The sequence below is a fragment of the Wolbachia endosymbiont (group B) of Hofmannophila pseudospretella genome, from assembly GCF_964028515.1.
Taxonomy (GTDB): Bacteria; Pseudomonadota; Alphaproteobacteria; order Rickettsiales; family Anaplasmataceae; genus Wolbachia.
This window is the reverse complement of sequence record NZ_OZ034788.1, coordinates 399,001-420,431: the sequence shown is the minus strand read 5'-3', so window position 1 is coordinate 420,431 and position 21,431 is coordinate 399,001. Positions and strand designations below refer to the sequence as shown.

Genomic DNA, 21,431 nt, shown 5'->3' with positions numbered 1-21,431 from the left:
GGGCTACTTGCATGACATGAAAAGGAGCACCGAGCAGATCACTTCTTCACAAGGATCTTATCAGCAACACGCATATCAATTATGCTCCAATTGCTAAAAGTAAAGTCGGTTGTATTTTGCAAGTGGCTTAAATAATCCCATGAGCTATAAGGATTATCTTCAGGCAATTTTACTGTGGCACTGTCATCGAGTATGATATTCCATCTTCTATTGCCTACATAAACACAAGAAGAAATATGATCACTTAATTGAGTTTTCCTCTCTAGTATATATTTAATGAATTTTAGGCTTGATAACGAATTTTGTCCTTTGATTATAACGAGGTTATCTATCTGGTAATCATCTACGATTACTTTACCTTCAGAGTCAATTACTGAAGTTCTGTTATCATCTTTCCAAAGAGCAAAAGGTTTGTGTTCATTTACATCAATGCGTAAGGTGTTGGGTAAAATCCTATAAATTCTTACATGTTTTATCCATTCGCTTACAGATTGTATATTATCTGTTAGTTTTGAGAGTGATACATACATGATAGGTTGTGTTCTATCTACTAAACTTAGAATGTCCTGTTCATTTGTAAATTTGTTTCCAGTAACGGTTACTTTGTCGATTGAAAATCCATTGCTAATTAATAAGCTCGATAAGCGATCGTTACACCAAGTAAAGTAGTAATTGAATCGATTTGTTATTTTATCAAGTGAACTATAAAGTACTAATGTGAGAAAAAGTGCAGTGATAATAACAAGAGCGCACTTGCGCAAAAAACTTCTTTGGCTTCTAGTAACATTGTTCAACATCGGCTTGATCTCTAATATTCCTGTGGTGTAAACTGTCTTCGACAATAATTTTGACTAATTCATTAAAATCAATTCCTCTTGTCAATTTTGCAATTTCTGGTACTAACGACAATTCAGTAAAGCCAGGATGTGTATTAACCTCAAGCATTTTTAAAGTGTTATTTTGGGGATTATAACGGAAGTCTGAGCGGGAAACAGTTTTACATCCTAAAAATTGATGAACTTTTAACGCGTGTTCCAAGGTTATTCTATATATGTTGTTAGGAATTTCAGCAGGAAATATATGTTCTGCAAATCCATCTGTATACTTTGCTTCATAATCATAGAATTTATTTTTCGGTCGTATTTCCATAGTGCCAATTGCTTCATTCAGTAATACAGCAGTATGTAACTCTATACCCGGTATGTATTCTTCTATGATCATCTTTTCCATTATAGTAGAACTGTTATTTTTCAGCTCTAAGTAATCCTCATGCGAGAAAATCATGTGTACTCCAATGCTTGAGCCTTCGTTAATCGGTTTTAAGACGTACGGATAATCAATTTTAATATTATTTTTTAGCAGATCTTCTCGACTAATTACATAACCTTTTGGAGTGTCGATACTAAGGGATCGGAATATATGCTTTGACATCACTTTATTCATAGCAACAGCCGAAGCTGTAACTCCAGAGTGTGTATATTTTATACCTAAGATTTCCAATAAACCTTGAATACAGCCATCTTCACCATAAGGACCATGTAGAGCAATAAAAGCAAGAGCAGGATTAGTTTTTTTAAGCTTTTGAGCAATGTTGCTATCAACATCTATTTCTATTGCCTTATATAAAAGGCTATCAAGCGCCTTCTTGACTGCTTTTCCGCTCATAAGTGATATTTCTCTTTCGCAAGAAAATCCACCACTTAAAATTGCTATAGTTGGAATCATAAGCATTCTATACCTTGCTATATATCATATATAAAAGATACTTTTATCTTCAATAGAAAAAACATTTTGAAAAATTCTATACTATGTATAGCTATACAGATATTGTAACTTGCAGGTGGTGTCATGCAAATTAATTCCTTGATGATCAGATACCAGATTGCAAGTAAAACTGGAAGATCTTTTTCAGTAATATTCTTTAAAAATTTAATTTTGTAATCCACTTGATTTCCACTTTACGTCTTTGTAATCAACTGTTTCTACACCTTCAATGTCATATTGATCAGCAACTACAGATAGTTCCATTTCATGATCTATTGAATAGTCTTTCTGCTAATTCTTGAGTGGGCTGCTTAGTAAGCTCAACTAGCTTAGCAAAATGCTGTAAAGTTTTTTTACTGAAAGATATATTAGCGTTTGCCGTAAGTTTTACCAAAGTTCATGAGTAATTGTACAATATTTTCCTGAAATTTTCAATAAAGTAAACTTATCTGGAAAGTAATTATGCTGATATAAATATTACAATTTTATTAACACATAAATGCTACCGTGGTGTTAGTTTTTTAATTTAGGAATATATTATGGTTATATCTACACAAGACTCTAATTCATTAACGTTTCAGGCACGCAATCTATCTCATATTTGCCACAAAAACTGTGAAGAGGCGTTCAATGAAACAGACGAACCTCTATGCAAGGCTAGATGTGACGCTTTCTTTCCAGTGCTTAAACCTCGTTCACAAATTAGTGAGAAATTAATAGACATTGCAAACAATCTCCGTTTTGAAGGTGCACAATTATCGTCTATGGCAGATGAAATAGATGCTTACAATTCAATGTCTATTTAATCAAAAAAGAGTAAGTATACAAAAGTAGACTTACTCTATTACCCTAAATTTTCATCAAAGTAAGCTGTTTTATCCTTTTTTTCTTTATACTCTTCTGCTGTATCTAGGGGTTGCTTTTTAGCTGTAATGTTTGGCCATTTTTGCGAATATTCTACATTTATGTTGTAAAATGATTTAAAGATTTTTTGTTCATTATTCAGTAAGTCTTCATCTAGCTCTAGAATATCTTTTATGGAATCATCAGTTACAATTGCATCTACTGGACATTCAGGTATACACACTCCACAATCAATACACTCATCTGGGTTAATCACGAGCATGTTTTTACCTTCATAAAAGCAGTCAACGGGACATACCTCCACACAGTCTGTATATTTACATTTTATGCATTTATCTGTAACAAAATGCGTCATAAAATACTGTATATTTGCATTATCTTGGGTACACTAAATTAATAAGAAATTCAAGCATTTTATGAAGATAAATAAATTGAATAACGAAGAATTAGAAATATGGCTAAGCTTGGCTAGAACTGTGGGACCAGTAAAGTTTTTTAGTGTACTAAGAGCATGTGGGTCGCTAGATGAAGTACTAAAATATCTTAATAAGTTGACTAACAAGGATTATGGAATTCAAAGTGCAAAAGAAGAAATTAAGAATGCAGAAAAAATTGGAGCCAAAATAATACCAACATGTAATCCAGATTACCCTGACATTTTAAGGAATATCTCTGGTTGTCCTCCTGTAATAACTACACTTGGTGATGTATCATTATTAAGCCGTGAGATAATTGCAATAATCGGTGGACGTAATTCTTCAATGAATGGAAGAAATTTTGCCAATAAGTTGGCACTTGATTTAAGCGAAGCTGGTTTTGTTATTGTTTCTGGACTTGCAAAAGGAATCGATACTGCAGCAAACAGTGTAATATACAAAAATCATCCCACTATTGCTGTTACAGCAAGCGGAATTGACGTAGTATACCCAAGAGAAAATCTTGATCTATACAAAAGAATCACTGAAAATGGCGGATTAGTAATTACTGAGCTTCCATTTGCTACTAAACCAAAGCCTCAGTATTTTCCTCAAAGGAATCGAATTATATCTGGTCTATCGCTGGGTGTTGTGGTAATTGAAGCATCAAAAAATTCTGGTTCTCTCATAACAGCAGATTTTGCTTTGAATCAAGGAAGAGAGGTATTTGCAGTTTCTGGTTTTCCTCTAGATTCACGCTGTAGTGGTAGTAATTATTTAATTAAGAACGGTGCTAAGCTTATTGAAGCTGCTGATGACATAATAGAGAGTATTAGGTTTAGTTTACCTCCGCAGCAAAAAAGCCTATTTGATGTTGAGCACTGTTCTATTAACCAAAAACAAGAAAAATTACAACAGGCAAAATCTGTTATAGTTGATCATATTAACTCTGTACCTGTTGATATAGATGAACTTATATTAGCAAGCGGACTTTCTACTAACATAGCTCTAATGGCTCTTTTGGAACTAGAGTTAGAAAACAAAATAGAGCGTTCGCCGGGGAATAAAATATCATTAATTTTCTAGATTGCTTTAGTTATAAGTCCACAACCGTACAAACATTATGATTTGAGTCCACCAAGAAAGATGTCATTCCAGCGTGTGACGCTGGCTTTCCGTAATCTCACTAAAACGTTGTATTTTTACATAACTTTTATACTTACTAACTTAATATATAATCAGAATTCCTAGATTCCAGACTCATGCATCAATAGACCTGCTGCAAAAGGTAATGATAAAATGATGGGAGAGAGGTAGAAGAGGAATAAGCAGATAGAGTAAGGTAAAAAAATGAGCTTTAGTTACTACAATATAAAGAAACACCCAAGAAATTTTCGTAATATAACAGGCTTAACTGTAGAAGAATTTGAAAAGGTGATAGAAAAAGTGGGGAACGTTCAAAAAAGTGTGTCAAGCCGAAAAGAAAAGTAATAAAGTGATATAAAAAATGGAGGTTTGAAATGAGTCAAGCAAATAGAACTACCGGATTAGTAGACTATAAAAAACTAGAATCAAATATTTTATCATCTATAGCTAACCCAAGAGAGGTTTAGCTATATGGCAAAATTGGTTAGAATGGTATAATAAGTAATGAGAAAGAAGAAGATGCCAAGTCCATATAGTGATACCAAAATCCATTACTGACCGAACAAATAAGAAACATTACAAACTCGTTTAATAGTAGTACTGGAAATATTGACAATAAAATTACACAAAACATCTTCAAGTAAACCTATGGTATCGTAGATACTATTGCGTAAAGTATTGTATTTGATATATTGCCACAACCTTTCAACAGGATTCAGTTCCGGTGAATAAGGAGGCAAGTATATGATGGTAATGTTTTCCTGAATTTTCAAACTTTTTGATCTATGCCAACTTGCACAATCCATTACAAGAAAGGCTTCTTTCGTGCCTAAATCTTTCGACATCTGCTCCAGAAATATATTCATACAATCAGTGTTTACATATGGAGCAAGTAGGCTAATTTTCTTACCACTTCTTGGATTTACCGCACTGTAGATATAGAAATTTTGTCTACCAATTTTCATTTTAACCTGTGTTCTGACCCCTTTTTTAAACCATCCGTGTCCGATTTTTGAATGAGTTCCAAATCGTGATTCATCAAAAAAATACCTCCTTTTCAGGGTGGGAATTGACTATTTTATTGAAGTATTTTTTAAACTCTTCTTGCTTGTTTTTATCTTGTTTATGGTGAATTGGCCTCGGTGTTATGTAAGAAAACTTCATCCTTTGTATCTCAGAGCCTGTACGTGATCTCAAAAAAGGGATAGAATGAGAGGATAAAGTATATAAAGTAGGATATGCGAAGTTTATATCCAAGTGATATAAGTCGAGAAAAGTTTGAGATTATTGTAGCAGATCTGGAGTCTTGCAGGAAGAGGACAAAGCCAAGAACACTTGATTTATATCATGTATTTTGTGGAGTGTTATACGTCTTAAAAAGTGGCTGCCAGTGGAGAATGTTACCAAAAGAGTTTCCAAAATGGCGGAATTGTTACGACTATTTTAAGAAGTGGAGTGAAAAAGCAGATGCAAATAAAGAAAGTGTTCTGGAGCTGGTATTAAAAAAAAATAGTTGGCGTGGTCCGACAAAACAATGGTCGGAAAGAAAAAACCAGCTTCTGCATAATTGATGCACAAAGCGTAAAAAATGCAGATACTGCTGAAGAAAAAGGCTATGATGCAGGCAAAAAGGTTTCAGGAATAAAACGCCATATTGCGGTAGATACACAAGGTTTACCCCACGCAATTTATATAACAACGGCAGAAATAACTGATCGTAGTAGCGCTGTGAGAATGGTTAAAAATGCTAAAGAAAACCTATCTGAAGTTAAAAATATACTAGTTGATGCTGGCTACACAGGAGAAAATTTTGCAACACAAATAAAAGCAACTATTGGCGCTACCGTTGAAGTAATAAAGCGAAACGAATTACACACCTTTGTCGTATTGCCGAAAAGATGGGTTGTTGAGAGATCTTTTGCTTGGTTGCAAAAATGTAGGCGATTGTGGAAAAATTGCGAGCGGAAACTCAACACTAGCCTGCAAATGGTCGTTCTTGCTTTCGCTGCTTTGCTTCTGAAAAGATTATGAACAGGCTCTCACGGTGCACTGTTGATTTGCTAATGTTTAGGCCAAATTCCTCTGAGATTTTTATTTGCACTTCCTTAATAGTAATATTTGGATTTCTTTCTACCCATATTTCAATTTGCTCACGTTGATTTTTGTTTAATTTGCTTTTTCTTCGCCGCTGAGACGGGGAAAATAATCTTTCTACTCTACCAAATTTTAGATGCTTTATCCATTCAGTCAAAGCAGTCCTTGAAATTTTACATATTCTTGCCACAGCGCTTATACTACTTTCTTTTCCTGCTATCACCGCTTGTAACTTTTTTGAAACATATGCGTTATTTCTGACCTTTTTTAACATTTCTTTCGCCAAATTTACAACTTTTTCGTCTAATAGTTTTGACCTTAATGCCATTTATACCTCTCTATTTTATCTACTTTAGTATCACTTCTTTCCCATTATTGTCTATCTGTTCTTTATATAGTGGGAATTGGTATGAGGATCTGAAAGAACGTGTTCTCAAAGGAGTCGATAAAAAAACAATGACGATAAAAAAATCAGTCAAATATTCAAAGTGAGCATAAAAACAATATATTTGTGGAGGAAAAGGAAAAAAGAAACAGAAACCATCTTCAGGCTATCACAAAGGATATGGCCATAAGATTAAAGATATGGATAGATTTATCAAATTTCTGGATGGAAATCAAGATATTAGAATTGAAAAGATAATTGAAGAATTTGGTAATATGTGTAGAAACACAGTATATAACTACCTTAGCAAAGTAAACTATACATATAAAAAAAACTTTTCTTTATCGAGAAAGAGAAACGCAAAGAGTTCATAAAAAAAAGTAGAAGAAAGAAATAAATAAAGAAAACTTGATATACATAGATGAGTCTGGAATAGAGGACAATGAATTTTATGAATATGGGTGGTCTCAAAGAGGCAAGAGGTTATTTGCCCAGGGTTTAAAAGAAAGAGGGTAAGCATGATTGGAGCACTAAATGAAGGAAAAGTTAAAGCACCATGGATAATTGATGGCTACTGCAACAGCGAGATTTTTGATGCTTATGTAGAAAATGTACTTGTTCCTGTATTTAAACCTGGACAGACTATTGTTCTCGACAATGCGAGCTTTTATAAATCTGCAAGGACGAAAAATTTGATAGAAAATATTGGGTGTAAAATTTTGTTCTTACCTCCATACTCGCCAGATTTAAATCCGATTGAGAAGTTCTGATCAAGCACGCCATAAGAAAGGCTCTACAAACCTTTTGGCCCAATATTAATTCGGCTATTGATTTTGTTTTTCAGCAATCAGCTAAGCCTTTCTTGGGTTAGCTATAGCAGCTATAATGTGATTGCAACAACTAATTCGCTATGACAACTGCACCGTGACAGTTTTTGTATTTTTTTCCAGAGTTACAAGGGCACTTGTCATTTCTTGAAACTTTTGGAAATCTGCTATTTTTAGTAGAGCGTGACCTATTGCCTATTTCTTGATTGTCTAGCAACTTAAAGTGCGCTAGGCGGTGAATGGTAAGCTCCCCCCACTTTTCAAGCATCGACTCAAACATTAAGAAAGCTTCGCGTTTAAATTCATTCAGTGGGTCTTTTTGCCCCATGGCACGCAAATTTATGCTTTGTCTTAGGCTCTCTAAGACCGAAAGGTGCTCCCTCCATAAATGATCAAGTGTCATGATCATCACTTGTTTCACTATCGTATTCCACAAATCTGTAGTTTGTTGACTATTGAAATATTTTTCTTTCTCAGTAAAAAATTCTTGTATTTTGTCATTTATATAATCCAAGGCTTCTTGTTTATTCAAAAACTCTGCTAGATTAAGCGTTATCCCGTATCTTATGTGGAATTCTTTTGCAATATCTTCAACATAATCTTCGTAATAACCACTTTGTACTATACCTTCTATTATATCCTCATTTACTTCACTATATACTTCAACTAAATCATTGATTTCATTGTTTAAAATATGATTTCTCTGCTTAAAAATAACCTTACGTTGATTGTTAATTACATCATCAAACTTTAGCAAAGACTTCCGCACATCATAATTTCTAACTTCAACTTTCTTCTGTGCTTTCTCAAGTGCTTTATTAATCCATGGGTGATGAATAGCCTCATTGTTCTTTAGTCCCACTTTTTGTAAAAAATTCCTCATTCTATCAGAGCCAAATATTCTCATTAAATCATCTTCAAGTGATAGAAAGAACTTAGAAAGTCCAGGGTCACCCTGACGACCAGAACGGCCACGCAGTTGATCATCTATTCTCCTGCTTTCATGCCTTTCGGTTCCGATAACACATAAGCCACCAGCTTTTATAGCAATTTCCTTATCTTTTTTTACTCTTTCGACTATTTCTTGATATTTTTTTTCTCTTTCATCAGCATTTTTTATTTTCTCGAGCTCTATTTTTGCAATCATTTCAACATTTCCACCAAGCTGAATATCAGTTCCACGTCCTGCCATGTTTGTTGCTATAGTAATGCTGCCTGGTATTCCAGCTTGCGCTATTATATACGCTTCTTGTTCATGATAACGAGCATTCAGTACTGAATGCTTAAGAGAATAGCTTTGCAAAAGCGCAGAAAGTTTTTCAGAGTTTTCAATACTTACCGTACCAACAAGGACTGGTTGTAGGCGTTTGTGGCATTCTTCTATGAATTTCAATACAGCACTAAATTTTTCTTTTTCTGTGCCATAAATTTCATCGTCAACATCTATTCTTTTAACAGACACATTAGTTGGAATTTTTACTACATTTAATCTATATATATCATGAAACTCCTCTGCCTCTGTTACTGCTGTTCCTGTCATACCAGAAAGTTTGTTGTACATACGAAAGTAGTTCTGAAATGTGACTGATGCTAAAGTTTGACTTTCATGCTGAATTTCAAGATTCTCCTTTGCCTCCAGTGCCTGGTGAAGACCATCAGAATATCTCCTACCTTCCATCATGCGCCCAGTAAACTCATCAATAATTACCACCTTACCGTTTTTCACTATATAATCTTTATCAGCAGTAAACAGCTTATGTGCACGAAGTGCTTGATCTATATAATGAGTCAGTATAATATTGCTAGTATCATAGAGCGAGGAATTTTCAGGAATGATGTTATACGATTTTAGTAATTCCTCCACTCGTGAAATGCCATTTTCAGTGAGGAACACTGCTCTACTCTTTTCATCGACTTCATAGTCAGAATCAACTAATTTGATTACTATTTTATTGATATGCTTATATATCTGATTATTTTCCTCAAGTGGGCCAGAAATAATGAGCGGAGTACGCGCTTCATCAATCAGTATGGAGTCTACTTCGTCTACTATTGCATAATTGAAGCCTCTTTGAACCATATCTTCTTGAGAAAATTTCATATTATCTCGTAGATAATCAAAGGCAAGTTCATTATTTGTTGAGTATACTATATCTGCGCTATAAGCCTTTTTTCTCTCGTCGTCTGTCAAATTATTTGTAATAAATGCAACAGAAACTCCAAGAGAATTATATAATTTACTCATCCACTCTGTATCTCGTTTTGCAAGATAGTCGTTAACAGTTACGACGTGCACACCTTTTCCTTCTAAAGAATTTAGATATGCAGCTAAAGTTGCGACGAGTGTCTTTCCTTCTCCTGTTTTCATTTCTGATATCATGCCATTATGGAGAACCATTCCACCAATTAGCTGAACGTCGAAATGCCTCATATTAAGGAATCTTCGTGATGCTTCTCGTACAACCGCAAATGCAGGTACGAGAAGGTCATTTAGTGTTTTTCCATTTTTCAGTTCTTGTTTTAATTCCGTAGTTTTACTAGCAAGATCCTCATCAGATAAGCTCTGCATTTCTTGCTCTAGCGCATTAATTTGCTGAGCAATTTTTCTGAAGGATTTTATTATCTTCTTGTTTGTTGATCCAAATATCCTTTTTATAAAAAAAAGTGACAACGTAAAGATGAAGAATATAAGAATAGTTGTTAAAACTAACGTAGAGTCTGGCATAAACTTAGGTAAAGTTTTATTTAATATGAGATTATATTACTAAACGTAACCTGCGGCAATTAGATTCAGAAAATCTTTATTTACAAACTAAGGAAAAGATTCTTGCAGATGAAATGTAAAAGAGTATATTTATTTTATTAAATATAATAATTAATAATTAAACTTTCTTGATAAATTATTAAAATAGTCTTAAGCTACATGTATAAAACGGTTAGTGGAGTCACAATGTTAAGCAATATTATAAAAGTAAAATTAGAGAAAAATAGTTGTCCTTTTGAAGAATTAGAAGAATTTTTTGCTTCATTAAAATTTGGTACAAAAGGGTTTAAAGATTCTTCAATAAAATTAGTTTGCCAAGTATGGGAAGATTTCACCTTAATTCTACCAAGAGAGGCAGTACCTAATTCTTTCGCTTTGAAGCTTTTATCTTTGCTTAGTAAGGGAAATGAGCTAGCTTTACCTATTATATTAAAATACCTTTCTTGCAGAACTGTATTTAAAGATTTTGGTCAAAAACTACAGGATAAAATGGATCAAGATATAAAAGGACAAAACGATTCTAAAATTTCTCAGGAGATTGAGTTATGCAAAAAAGACATTTTAAATCTTCTCAATGGTGGTAAATCAGTATTAGACGTTCAATTGAAGCAGCGGTATAAAAAATACTATTCGTTAATAGATAATGAGATTGAAGAGTTAAAGACTCAAATTTTAAAAGAACTAGAAGATTATATTAGCAATACTAACGTTAATAAAATGTATCGAAGCCTTAATAATAAAAAGAAAAACGAAGAATCATTAAAAGAAGTAGCGTTAAGATCTTGTTCATTGGGTGGAATTTGCTTGTTATACCAAAATCCATTACTGACCGAACAAATAAGAAACATTACAAACTCGTTTAATAGTAGTACTGGAAATATTGACAATAAAATTACACAAAACATCTTCAAGTAAACCTATGGTATCGTAGATACTATTGCGTAAAGTATTGTATTTGATATATTGCCACAACCTTTCAACAGGATTCAGTTCCGGTGAATAAGGAGGCAAGTATATGATGGTAATGTTTTCCTGAATTTTCAAACTTTTTGATCTATGCCAACTTGCACAATCCATTACAAGAAAGGCTTCTTTCGTGCCTAAATCTTTCGACATCTGCTCCAGAAATATATTCATACAATCAGTGTTTACATATGGAGCAAGTAGGCTAATTTTCTTACCACTTCTTGGATTTACCGCACTGTAGATATAGAAATTTTGTCTACCAATTTTCATTTTAACCTGTGTTCTGACCCCTTTTTTAAACCATCCGTGTCCGATTTTTGAATGAGTTCCAAATCGTGATTCATCAAAAAAATACCTCCTTTTCAGGGTGGGAATTGACTATTTTATTGAAGTATTTTTTAAACTCTTCTTGCTTGTTTTTATCTTGTTTATGGTGAATTGGCCTCGGTGTTATGTAAGAAAACTTCATCCTTTGTATCTCACGGTGCACTGTTGATTTGCTAATGTTTAGGCCAAATTCCTCTGAGATTTTTATTTGCACTTCCTTAATAGTAATATTTGGATTTCTTTCTACCCATATTTCAATTTGCTCACGTTGATTTTTGTTTAATTTGCTTTTTCTTCGCCGCTGAGACGGGGAAAATAATCTTTCTACTCTACCAAATTTTAGATGCTTTATCCATTCAGTCAAAGCAGTCCTTGAAATTTTACATATTCTTGCCACAGCGCTTATACTACTTTCTTTTCCTGCTATCACCGCTTGTAACTTTTTTGAAACATATGCGTTATTTCTGACCTTTTTTAACATTTCTTTCGCCAAATTTACAACTTTTTCGTCTAATAGTTTTGACCTTAATGCCATTTATACCTCTCTATTTTATCTACTTTAGTATCACTTCTTTCCCATTATTGTCTATCTGTTCTTTATATAGTGGGAATTGGTATTAATATTTTTTTCACTTGGTTTTTTTATTTTTTTAGCAACAACCATTGACCCACCTGCTCATATGAGTATGTATAAAGTAAAGGTTTTTAGGTGTATAGGAGCTTCACCTTTAGTTTTTGCATCATTAGAACTAACAGTAGCAGGTGTAGCTTACTTAACAAGTTGTTATCTAAATCATAGTTTTACAAAAGAAATACAAGACTATATAGAGCAACCAGTAAAATGTATGGATAAGGCAACTAATAATAAAGAATCAGACAATTTTCCTTCTGACAATTATGAAAAAGTACAACCTTCAGCACCGCTTGAGGAACTACTACCTTCATACGAGGAATCGTGTCACAGTAGTTTAGGTTATATTTAACCATCTAATCCAATACAGCAAAATCAGTTGTTGTGATGAAGGTATAAAGAGAACAAGCAAAATTACATTTGTAATTTTGCTTCCTTTATCATCACTTAGAAATAGCTGGTTATGTTATGCTTGCCTATACTTGATTAAGTATATCAATAGGTAAATAAATCTTAATACAACTTTATTATACTGGTAATACCAATTCCCACTATATAAAGAACAGATAGACAATAATGGGAAAGAAGTGATACTAAAGTAGATAAAATAGAGAGGTATAAATGGCATTAAGGTCAAAACTATTAGACGAAAAAGTTGTAAATTTGGCGAAAGAAATGTTAAAAAAGGTCAGAAATAACGCATATGTTTCAAAAAAGTTACAAGCGGTGATAGCAGGAAAAGAAAGTAGTATAAGCGCTGTGGCAAGAATATGTAAAATTTCAAGGACTGCTTTGACTGAATGGATAAAGCATCTAAAATTTGGTAGAGTAGAAAGATTATTTTCCCCGTCTCAGCGGCGAAGAAAAAGCAAATTAAACAAAAATCAACGTGAGCAAATTGAAATATGGGTAGAAAGAAATCCAAATATTACTATTAAGGAAGTGCAAATAAAAATCTCAGAGGAATTTGGCCTAAACATTAGCAAATCAACAGTGCACCGTGAGATACAAAGGATGAAGTTTTCTTACATAACACCGAGGCCAATTCACCATAAACAAGATAAAAACAAGCAAGAAGAGTTTAAAAAATACTTCAATAAAATAGTCAATTCCCACCCTGAAAAGGAGGTATTTTTTTGATGAATCACGATTTGGAACTCATTCAAAAATCGGACACGGATGGTTTAAAAAAGGGGTCAGAACACAGGTTAAAATGAAAATTGGTAGACAAAATTTCTATATCTACAGTGCGGTAAATCCAAGAAGTGGTAAGAAAATTAGCCTACTTGCTCCATATGTAAACACTGATTGTATGAATATATTTCTGGAGCAGATGTCGAAAGATTTAGGCACGAAAGAAGCCTTTCTTGTAATGGATTGTGCAAGTTGGCATAGATCAAAAAGTTTGAAAATTCAGGAAAACATTACCATCATATACTTGCCTCCTTATTCACCGGAACTGAATCCTGTTGAAAGGTTGTGGCAATATATCAAATACAATACTTTACGCAATAGTATCTACGATACCATAGGTTTACTTGAAGATGTTTTGTGTAATTTTATTGTCAATATTTCCAGTACTACTATTAAACGAGTTTGTAATGTTTCTTATTTGTTCGGTCAGTAATGGATTTTGGTATAAATACATTTTATAGAATGAAAGCATGGAAGATTTTATAACGGCAAGAAGGAAAGATGATGCTGTGATATCTGTTTCTCAGGATAATGAGAAAAAAAACGTGTTAATCTTGGGACTCAATCAAGCAGCAAGGAATTTATTAAAATGTGAAGAAAGGAATTTACTTAATAAGCCGTTAATCAATATTTTAAGTGCAAGAGCAGCTGAAGATATGAAAAGCTATTTGGAGTATACTGAAGATGGGTGCGATTTGCGCGATATATTGCCAAAAGTGATAGGCTTTTCTCTAATCGACGCTAAAGGAGAAGATATAAAAACAAAGGTAAAAGTTTTTCGCACAACGCAATTTACTAATAGCAAGATTAATTATGAGCTATTAATACGTGACATTAGCCTGTTTCATAAGCTAGGAATGTTTAGGGATAAATATCTGATAGGTAAAAAATATAAAAACCACAATTTGTTTAACATACCAGACAATGAGTCCACTATTTTTGAGTTATATGTTGTATTAAATTTTGCCTTTGAATATCAAATTAATGCAGTTATAGGAATAATAGGTCTAAACAGCAGTTGTAATAAGGAAAATGATGCACTAAAAATTATCATAGAACATTTTTATAAAAATTGCCGTAGTGATGATTTTTTGGGATGTATTGATGAGAATAAGGTACTTTTTATTTTGATGAACTGTGATGCAAATAACACATCTAAAATAGTTAATCGTATACATTCTTCCATTAACAAGCAGTTATTAAAGCGAAAACTATCAAGCATATCAATTATTTATGGAAATATAATTCAAAAACATAGTGTGAAGAATGCTTAAACGCTTTTGTCATTAATTGGTTTGTAGTATCTAAGTTCTACACAATATAAGGATTGTTTTTTATTTCTGTTAAGCTTATATTAAGAATTTAAGCTTACCTATGAGGTTACTAATCACACTATTTTTATCATTACTTGTGGGAGGAAGTGCTAACGCTAGGGTAATTCTGGATAAGGAGATGTTTTATGTAGAACTAGATGGAAAAGTAGATTTAAGATTTGGCTACGCTTTCAATAGAGATTCTTTTAGCTCTACCAAAGACAAGACCTCAAGTTATTCAGACCTGCGCTTGCTTTATTTACAGCAAGTTCATCCAAATACTAAAATGGGTTTTGATGTTAAGGCAGGAGTTTCTGGTATTGCAAACTTAAAGGCACTAGACATAGAAAAGTTAGAAATGGAGAAGTGGTATTTTATCATAAAGAATCAGGAGTTTGGATCATTTGAATATGGTAAAGGAAGTTTAGTTAGTCAGAGTATGTTAATTAACACTTCAAAAATTTATACAGCTGCTGGGGGAATAAATGGTCATTGGACAAACTATGCAAATCTGCGCGGTAATGGAAAAAAAGATGATGACCCTGGGTATGATAAGGACAAGGTATTTTGGGTAAAACCCAATGTTTACAGCGACTATAATGGACTAGAGCTGAAGTTAAAACAACCAATGATAAACTATATTTCTCCTGAAATTCATAACTTTCAACTTGGATTCAGTTATGTTCCAGGTAAAAATAATTTACAATATAATAATTTAATAGCCGCTGGTCTTTCCTATAAAAATGCCCTATCAGATGAAATAAATTTTACTACTGCTTTGACTGGTGAATTTGCAAGGGAAAATTTAACTGATTGTACAAACAAAAATTCTAGCGATCTTCAGTGTCATAATCAATTACTACACTGGAATTTTGGTGTGAAACTAAAGCTTTTTGAACTTGATTGCATTTTGTCGTACGGGAATGGTGGTAAATCTGGTGAGAAGCGTAGTCATGAAACAAATAATATGCATTATGTAAATGCAGGTATTGCTTATCATTCTGATTCTCGTAAAGTGAGCTTAACATATTTTAATAGTGTCAGGGATATTGCAGACAAAGGTACAAACGAATTAACATCACAGGCTTTCAGTCTTGAATATCCATTAGCTGTTGGTACTTCATATTACTTTGATATTGTAAGATTTAGTACTAAGGAGCTTGCAGTGGAAGATAATAACTCCGGATATGTGCTTTTGGCCGGATTGAAGCTAAGTTTTTAGTGAAGTAACTGGTATGTAAGTATTGTAATAATGAGAGTAAAATTGAGTTGTTAATATATGTGCTATTTGATATTATAAAAATAACTATTACATAAGATTTTCAATAAAAAGACATTCTGTTACTAATCCAAGTGTAGAAGAAAACGGTTATTAATTAGCAAACCAAGCCCTTCAGTAAGCGCATCTCTTCAGGTGCTCTTTTTTTCTTTTTTATATATAAAAAAATTAGATAGTATTGTGAGTGCGGTTTTTTCTGTGTTCTGATGCTTTTCAATTCTATAGCTTTTGTATTGAATTTCCTTTTTTTACTACTATTTCTCTATATTGTTGTAAGAAAGAACAGAAAATTTAGTGAGAATCTTGAGAAGAATTTACTTAAAGTAGAACATGAACTTCAAGAGGCAAAACAGTCTTTAGTAGATAAAAATAAGGAAATAGTTGATTTGAAAGTGAGGAATGCAGAGCTTGAAGTAATTTTGCAAAAAGAACGTGAGGAAAAGAAAAAAGAGATGGAGTTACTGACAAAAGCAGAGGAGAGGCTTACAAACACTTTTAAAGCGCTCTCTCTTGATGCTTTGCAGGTAAACAATAATAATTTTCTGAATTTAGCGAAGGAAGTAATCGATAGTAAACTAAAAGAAACAGAAAGTGACTTCAAAAAAAGGCAAGCAACGATCAATGAAGTTATCACTCCAATAAAAGAAAAATTAGAAAAATTCGACAGCGAAATACGTGAGCTAGAGAAGGAGAGGGTAGGGGCTTACGAAGGTTTAAGAGAGCAAATTGGAGCGCTAATGAGCCAAACCTCTAACCTTGCCAACGCCCTGAGGAAACCTCACATTAGGGGCAAGTGGGGTGAAATGCAGCTCAAAAGAGTGGTAGAAATGGCGGGAATGATTGAATATTGCGATTTTTTTACTCAATCCTCAGTAATTGATAAAAATGAGGGCAATTTGTTACGTCCTGATTTAATAATAAAAATGCCATCAGGAAAGCAAATAATAATAGATGCTAAAGTACCACTTGATTCTTACATGGATGCTATGTCGCAAAATGATTTACAGATACAAAAGGAAAAATTGAAGAATCATTCTCTGGCAATAAAAAAACATATAAATGATCTAGGCAGAAAGGAATATTGGAACCAATTTGAAAATACGCCAGAGCTTGTGGTGCTTTTTTTAACAGGAGAAGGGGTTTTCAGTGCAGCACTAGAATGTGAACCAGCTTTGATAGAAATTGGAATAGAAAAAAAAGTAATTATTGCAACACCAATCACTTTAATCGCGCTACTTAGGGCAGTAGCCTATGGATGGAAGCAAGAGATGATAGCTGAAAATGCAAAGAGAATAAGTGAACTAGGCCATATTTTATATGAGCGAATCTGCACAATGGGCGAAAATTTTGATAATTTACGCAGAAGCTTAAAAAGTGCTGTTGATCATTACAATAAAACTGCTGGTTCGCTTGAGGCAAGAGTGTTTCCTGCTGCCCGAGAATTCAATAAGCTTGGTATACATGCAAAAAATAAAGAACTCACTGCTGCAAAAGAGTTGGAATCTTTACCACGCAGTTTACATGCTGAGGGGTTGAAAGTAGATTAGTATTTCAGATCTACTTAGCTTATGTTTGCTGGTTAAAACAACTTTCTAAAAATTTTTTTTATATAGCTCAATTCCTGCACATCATTTGCTGCATAAACAGGTATAGTTTGTTGCTCAGCACCAGGTATTTCTACGAAGATTTTGCCCACTTCTTGCCCTTTTTTAATTGGTGCGGGTACCATATCTTTATACTCAATACGCACTTTAATTTTATCATGTAATCTGCGGTTATAAGTTATGGTAACATCGTTTGCAACTGTAACGGGCACCTTTTTATCTCTTCCATAAACAATATCTATTTCTTCAACTACGCTATCTTTAGCAAATATTTTCTTGGTATTAAAATGATTTAAGGAATATTGTATTAGTCTTTTTGCTTCCTCTATTCGCTCTTTCTCGGTGTCCAAACCATTCACAACAGCAAAAATTCTCCTATCGTTCCGTTTTGCAGATGCTATAATGCCATAACCACCAGCACTCGTATGACCTGTCTTTAGACCATCAACTCCAATATCATGGAAAAGTAAAAGATTTTTATTTTTTTGTACAATATCGTTATATGTCAAATATTGTTCAGAGAATAGATTATAGTATTCAGGAAAATCGGTAAAAATCCTTTTTGCCAGCATTACCAAATCTTTTGCACTCATAAAGTGATCTTCATCTGGCCATCCACTTGAGTTAACAAAATGACTATCATTAAGATTTAGATCTTGTGCAACTTCATTCATTTCAGCAACAAAATTCTCCTCTGATCCTGCAATACCTTCAGCTAGCACTATGCATGCATCATTACCTGAGGCGATTGTAACTCCTTCAAGTAATTCTTTTACCGTAACAAATTGACCTTCTTTCAAAAACATAGAAGAGCCTTTTCTTTCCCACGCTTTTCTGCTTACTCGAAATTTATCTTCCATATTTATTATTCCAGCTTTTAGATAATCAAAAGCTACATATAAAGTCATTAACTTGCTCATTGAAGATGGGGCCATTTTTTCACTGGAATTATGGTCAAAAATGAAAGAGTCTGAAGCTAAATCTAAAACAACTGCTTGCTTTGCTTTAGTTCTAAACTGATATGAGTACGAATTAAAAGGGAGTATAAAAATTAATAGCAAAGTTACTAATTTGCTTAACATATTTATAATTTTAAATTTATAGTGTACTAATTAATAGTATGATTTTGCAGGAGTATTTCAATAGATCTCTTGCATAAAACTTCCTTGACAAACTGTGCCAGCTCCCTTATTATGACAATAAGAGTATTTATCCTTGTTTTCGATCCGCGCGGGTTCAACAACAAAAATTCAGTAAAAAACTCAGATATTTATTGGCAAATTACATAAAAATTATAGCGGCTGCATGTCTTTTTTATTTTTTCTACATTCAGCCAAATCGCGCTTATTTTAAGCGTTAGCACATTATTACAGCGCCAATTTACATTATTATAGGGTCAAAACTCGTTACACGGGGATTTTTTTGCCTTTTTTATAACTAGTAAATTTATTAATATTTGAGGTGTCATCCCAGTGCTTGACACTGGGATCCAGTTGAGCTATTTCAACAAAAATACTGCATTTGAGATGAACATTTGTTCTTACCAGAGTTATTTACAAGTATAACAATTAAAGTCTGGATTCCAGTGTCAAGCACTGGAATGACATCAAAGGGGCTATTTTCATGACATTCCACTATGTCATTCCAGCACTTGATGCTGGAAATTTTTTGAGCACAAAAGTTATGCTAGGTTTTTGTTGGAAGAAAGGCTGGATCCCAGTGTCAAGCACTGGGATGACATATAAGGAGCACTGGGATAATATATAGAAGGGACACTGGGATAGAGGCTACTTGAATGACAAGAAGGAGGGAGCAGGGGATGATAAGAGAGGGGCTACTTTCATTTGCTGTCTTCAAAAATTTACAATTATGCTTCATGTGTTTTATTAAATATTTTACTTAAAAATTCAATTTCTTATTATAAGAGATAAGCAATTCATGAATAATGAAAGATTACAAAAAAGGTCATAGAAAGCGCCTAAGAGAGAGAATTATTTTAGATAACGGACAATCATTACTTGATTATGAGATTTTAGAACATATTTTATATTCAGCATATAGTAGAATCGATGTAAAGCCAGTAGCAAAGAATTTGATAGAAATTTTCGGCAGTTTGAATAAGGTTTTTAATGCCGATTTAGAAGCACTGCAGAATATCGAAGGAATTAGTAATGCAGCTATATCTGCTATCTTTTGTGTTAAACAGGCTTTTGTTCGTTCTGCACGAGAAGAAATAAAGGACCTACCTATAATCAATAACTGGGAAAATTTGCTTGATTATTTAAAAGTAAGTATAGGAAGCCTTAATAAAGAAAATTTTCGCGTCATCTATATGAATAAAAGATATCGTCTAATAGCGGAAGATCTGCAGAACTTTGGTACAGTAGATCAAACTCCTATTTACGTTAGAGAGATCATAAGACGCGCTCTTTTGATTGGCTCAACATCGATTGTAATATCCCACAATCACCCAAGTGGAGATATACAGCCTTCAAGTAGCGATATGTTTCTCATACCAATTCCCACTATATAAAGAACAGATAGACAATAATGGGAAAGAAGTGATACTAAAGTAGATAAAATAGAGAGGTATAAATGGCATTAAGGTCAAAACTATTAGACGAAAAAGTTGTAAATTTGGCGAAAGAAATGTTAAAAAAGGTCAGAAATAACGCATATGTTTCAAAAAAGTTACAAGCGGTGATAGCAGGAAAAGAAAGTAGTATAAGCGCTGTGGCAAGAATATGTAAAATTTCAAGGACTGCTTTGACTGAATGGATAAAGCATCTAAAATTTGGTAGAGTAGAAAGATTATTTTCCCCGTCTCAGCGGCGAAGAAAAAGCAAATTAAACAAAAATCAACGTGAGCAAATTGAAATATGGGTAGAAAGAAATCCAAATATTACTATTAAGGAAGTGCAAATAAAAATCTCAGAGGAATTTGGCCTAAACATTAGCAAATCAACAGTGCACCGTGAGATACAAAGGATGAAGTTTTCTTAGAGCCTGTACGTGATCTCAAAAAAGGGATAGAATGAGAGGATAAAGTATATAAAGTAGGATATGCGAAGTTTATATCCAAGTGATATAAGTCGAGAAAAGTTTGAGATTATTGTAGCAGATCTGGAGTCTTGCAGGAAGAGGACAAAGCCAAGAACACTTGATTTATATCATGTATTTTGTGGAGTGTTATACGTCTTAAAAAGTGGCTGCCAGTGGAGAATGTTACCAAAAGAGTTTCCAAAATGGCGGAATTGTTACGACTATTTTAAGAAGTGGAGTGAAAAAGCAGATGCAAATAAAGAAAGTGTTCTGGAGCTGGTATTAAAAAAAAATAGTTGGCGTGGTCCGACAAAACAATGGTCGGAAAGAAAAAACCAGCTTCTGCATAATTGATGCACAAAGCGTAAAAAATGCAGATACTGCTGAAGAAAAAGGCTATGATGCAGGCAAAAAGGTTTCAGGAATAAAACGCCATATTGCGGTAGATACACAAGGTTTACCCCACGCAATTTATATAACAACGGCAGAAATAACTGATCGTAGTAGCGCTGTGAGAATGGTTAAAAATGCTAAAGAAAACCTATCTGAAGTTAAAAATATACTAGTTGATGCTGGCTACACAGGAGAAAATTTTGCAACACAAATAAAAGCAACTATTGGCGCTACCGTTGAAGTAATAAAGCGAAACGAATTACACACCTTTGTCGTATTGCCGAAAAGATGGGTTGTTGAGAGATCTTTTGCTTGGTTGCAAAAATGTAGGCGATTGTGGAAAAATTGCGAGCGGAAACTCAACACTAGCCTGCAAATGGTCGTTCTTGCTTTCGCTGCTTTGCTTCTGAAAAGATTATGAA

At 33.5% G+C, this 21,431-nt stretch carries 21 protein-coding genes and 3 pseudogenes; 15 read left to right on the top strand and 9 right to left on the bottom strand.

Annotation, left to right across the window (positions count from 1 at the left end; genetic code table 11):
* Positions 1-38: 38 nt before the first annotated feature.
* From ABWU24_RS01985 to ABWU24_RS01975, 3 genes are all read right to left on the bottom strand, one after another.
* Positions 39-797, bottom strand: a complete 759-nt coding sequence (locus ABWU24_RS01985) for a cell division protein FtsQ/DivIB (protein WP_015588526.1) — start codon at positions 795-797, stop codon at positions 39-41.
* Positions 778-1,731, bottom strand: coding sequence for a D-alanine--D-alanine ligase (locus ABWU24_RS01980; protein WP_015588527.1), 954 nt, complete (start codon positions 1,729-1,731; stop codon positions 778-780). Before ABWU24_RS01980 ends, ABWU24_RS01985 begins: the two co-directional genes overlap by 20 nt.
* An 877-nt stretch (positions 1,732-2,608) precedes the next feature.
* Complete coding sequence (locus tag ABWU24_RS01975; protein ID WP_015588529.1) at positions 2,609-2,983, bottom strand: ferredoxin family protein; 375 nt, start codon at positions 2,981-2,983, stop codon at positions 2,609-2,611.
* A gap of 61 nt (positions 2,984-3,044) precedes the next feature.
* Between ABWU24_RS01975 and dprA the strand changes: the two genes are divergently transcribed.
* Together dprA and ABWU24_RS01965 are read left to right on the top strand one after the other, a co-directional pair.
* Complete coding sequence (gene dprA / locus ABWU24_RS01970; RefSeq protein WP_341815831.1) at positions 3,045-4,130, top strand: DNA-processing protein DprA; 1,086 nt, start codon at positions 3,045-3,047, stop codon at positions 4,128-4,130.
* 264 nt (positions 4,131-4,394) lie between these two features.
* Entirely contained in the window at positions 4,395-4,535 is a 141-nt protein-coding gene (locus ABWU24_RS01965) for a hypothetical protein (RefSeq protein WP_010405218.1), read from the top strand.
* A gap of 206 nt (positions 4,536-4,741) precedes the next feature.
* Here the strand turns inward: ABWU24_RS01965 and ABWU24_RS01960 are convergent.
* Positions 4,742-5,372: pseudogene (locus ABWU24_RS01960) on the bottom strand (IS630 family transposase); the annotation flags it as partial.
* 56 nt (positions 5,373-5,428) lie between these two features.
* On the opposite strand from ABWU24_RS01960, the gene ABWU24_RS01955 reads away from it, so the two are divergent.
* A protein-coding gene (locus ABWU24_RS01955) for an IS5 family transposase (RefSeq protein WP_341815401.1) occupies positions 5,429-6,221 on the top strand; the annotation gives its coding sequence in 2 pieces (ribosomal slippage) (positions 5,429-5,692 and positions 5,694-6,221; 792 coding nt in all).
* On the opposite strand, the pseudogene ABWU24_RS01950 reads toward ABWU24_RS01955, so the two are convergent.
* A pseudogene (locus tag ABWU24_RS01950) lies at positions 6,208-6,612 on the bottom strand (helix-turn-helix domain-containing protein); the annotation flags it as partial. The gene ABWU24_RS01955 and the pseudogene ABWU24_RS01950 sit on opposite strands and share 14 nt — an antisense overlap.
* On the opposite strand from ABWU24_RS01950, the gene ABWU24_RS01945 reads away from it, so the two are divergent.
* Together ABWU24_RS01945 and ABWU24_RS01940 are read left to right on the top strand one after the other, a co-directional pair.
* The gene (locus tag ABWU24_RS01945) at positions 6,606-6,776 is read left to right on the top strand and encodes a hypothetical protein (protein WP_353274365.1); all 171 of its coding nucleotides are present in this window, start codon (positions 6,606-6,608) and stop codon (positions 6,774-6,776) included. The pseudogene ABWU24_RS01950 and the gene ABWU24_RS01945 sit on opposite strands and share 7 nt — an antisense overlap.
* 354 nt (positions 6,777-7,130) lie before the next feature.
* Positions 7,131-7,439, top strand: coding sequence for a transposase (locus ABWU24_RS01940; RefSeq protein WP_051063872.1), 309 nt, complete (start codon positions 7,131-7,133; stop codon positions 7,437-7,439).
* Positions 7,440-7,569: 130 nt separating this feature from the next.
* Here ABWU24_RS01940 and secA read toward each other — a convergent pair whose 3' ends face one another.
* The gene (gene secA / locus ABWU24_RS01935; protein WP_341815832.1) at positions 7,570-10,221 is read right to left on the bottom strand and encodes a preprotein translocase subunit SecA; all 2,652 of its coding nucleotides are present in this window, start codon (positions 10,219-10,221) and stop codon (positions 7,570-7,572) included.
* A gap of 225 nt (positions 10,222-10,446) precedes the next feature.
* Here secA and ABWU24_RS01930 point away from each other — a divergent pair, with 225 nt between their 5' ends.
* On the top strand, positions 10,447-11,175 hold the full coding sequence (locus ABWU24_RS01930; RefSeq protein ID WP_353274364.1) for a hypothetical protein: 729 nt from the start codon (positions 10,447-10,449) through the stop codon (positions 11,173-11,175).
* Here the strand turns inward: ABWU24_RS01930 and ABWU24_RS01925 are convergent.
* A protein-coding gene (locus ABWU24_RS01925) for an IS630 family transposase (RefSeq protein WP_353274215.1) occupies positions 11,083-12,088 on the bottom strand; the annotation gives its coding sequence in 2 pieces (ribosomal slippage) (positions 11,083-11,577 and positions 11,579-12,088; 1,005 coding nt in all). The genes ABWU24_RS01930 and ABWU24_RS01925 overlap by 93 nt on opposite strands.
* A 151-nt stretch (positions 12,089-12,239) precedes the next feature.
* On the opposite strand from ABWU24_RS01925, the gene ABWU24_RS01920 reads away from it, so the two are divergent.
* Positions 12,240-12,536: a hypothetical protein gene (locus ABWU24_RS01920; protein ID WP_353274362.1), complete on the top strand. Its 297-nt coding sequence runs from the start codon at positions 12,240-12,242 to the stop codon at positions 12,534-12,536.
* A 114-nt stretch (positions 12,537-12,650) separates the two neighbouring features.
* Here the strand turns inward: ABWU24_RS01920 and ABWU24_RS01915 are convergent, their stop codons facing one another.
* The gene (locus ABWU24_RS01915) at positions 12,651-12,812 is read right to left on the bottom strand and encodes a hypothetical protein (RefSeq protein WP_353274360.1); all 162 of its coding nucleotides are present in this window, start codon (positions 12,810-12,812) and stop codon (positions 12,651-12,653) included.
* Here ABWU24_RS01915 and ABWU24_RS01910 point away from each other — a divergent pair.
* The 4 genes from ABWU24_RS01910 to rmuC all read left to right on the top strand — a co-directional run bounded on the left by ABWU24_RS01910 (position 12,806) and on the right by rmuC (position 17,517).
* A protein-coding gene (locus ABWU24_RS01910) for an IS630 family transposase (protein WP_353274215.1) occupies positions 12,806-13,811 on the top strand; the annotation gives its coding sequence in 2 pieces (ribosomal slippage) (positions 12,806-13,315 and positions 13,317-13,811; 1,005 coding nt in all). The two genes, ABWU24_RS01915 and ABWU24_RS01910, sit on opposite strands and share 7 nt — an antisense overlap.
* 37 nt (positions 13,812-13,848) lie before the next feature.
* Complete coding sequence (locus tag ABWU24_RS01905; RefSeq protein WP_015588533.1) at positions 13,849-14,652, top strand: hypothetical protein; 804 nt, start codon at positions 13,849-13,851, stop codon at positions 14,650-14,652.
* Positions 14,653-14,752: 100 nt separating this feature from the next.
* Entirely contained in the window at positions 14,753-15,913 is a 1,161-nt protein-coding gene (locus tag ABWU24_RS01900) for a porin (RefSeq protein WP_341815833.1), read from the top strand.
* Positions 15,914-16,176: 263 nt separating this feature from the next.
* Positions 16,177-17,517 (top strand): DNA recombination protein RmuC, encoded by a 1,341-nt coding sequence (rmuC, locus tag ABWU24_RS01895; protein ID WP_341815834.1) that lies wholly within the window; start codon positions 16,177-16,179, stop codon positions 17,515-17,517.
* 32 nt (positions 17,518-17,549) lie between these two features.
* Here rmuC and ABWU24_RS01890 read toward each other — a convergent pair whose 3' ends face one another.
* Positions 17,550-18,656, bottom strand: coding sequence for a D-alanyl-D-alanine carboxypeptidase family protein (locus ABWU24_RS01890; protein ID WP_341815835.1), 1,107 nt, complete (start codon positions 18,654-18,656; stop codon positions 17,550-17,552).
* Between the two features lie 541 nt (positions 18,657-19,197).
* Between ABWU24_RS01890 and ABWU24_RS01885 the strand changes: the two genes are divergently transcribed.
* From ABWU24_RS01885 to ABWU24_RS01870, 4 genes and pseudogenes are all read left to right on the top strand, one after another.
* Positions 19,198-19,341 carry a hypothetical protein gene (locus tag ABWU24_RS01885; protein WP_353274358.1) on the top strand — a complete coding sequence of 48 codons (144 nt, stop codon included), beginning with the start codon at positions 19,198-19,200 and terminating at the stop codon, positions 19,339-19,341.
* A 178-nt stretch (positions 19,342-19,519) separates the two neighbouring features.
* The gene (locus ABWU24_RS01880; RefSeq protein WP_353274357.1) at positions 19,520-20,107 is read left to right on the top strand and encodes a RadC family protein; all 588 of its coding nucleotides are present in this window, start codon (positions 19,520-19,522) and stop codon (positions 20,105-20,107) included.
* A gap of 62 nt (positions 20,108-20,169) precedes the next feature.
* A pseudogene (locus tag ABWU24_RS01875) lies at positions 20,170-20,574 on the top strand (IS630-like element ISWpi10 family transposase); the annotation flags it as partial.
* A gap of 63 nt (positions 20,575-20,637) precedes the next feature.
* A protein-coding gene (locus tag ABWU24_RS01870; protein WP_341815401.1) for an IS5 family transposase occupies positions 20,638-21,430 on the top strand; the annotation gives its coding sequence in 2 pieces (ribosomal slippage) (positions 20,638-20,901 and positions 20,903-21,430; 792 coding nt in all).
* Position 21,431 lies beyond the last annotated feature (1 nt).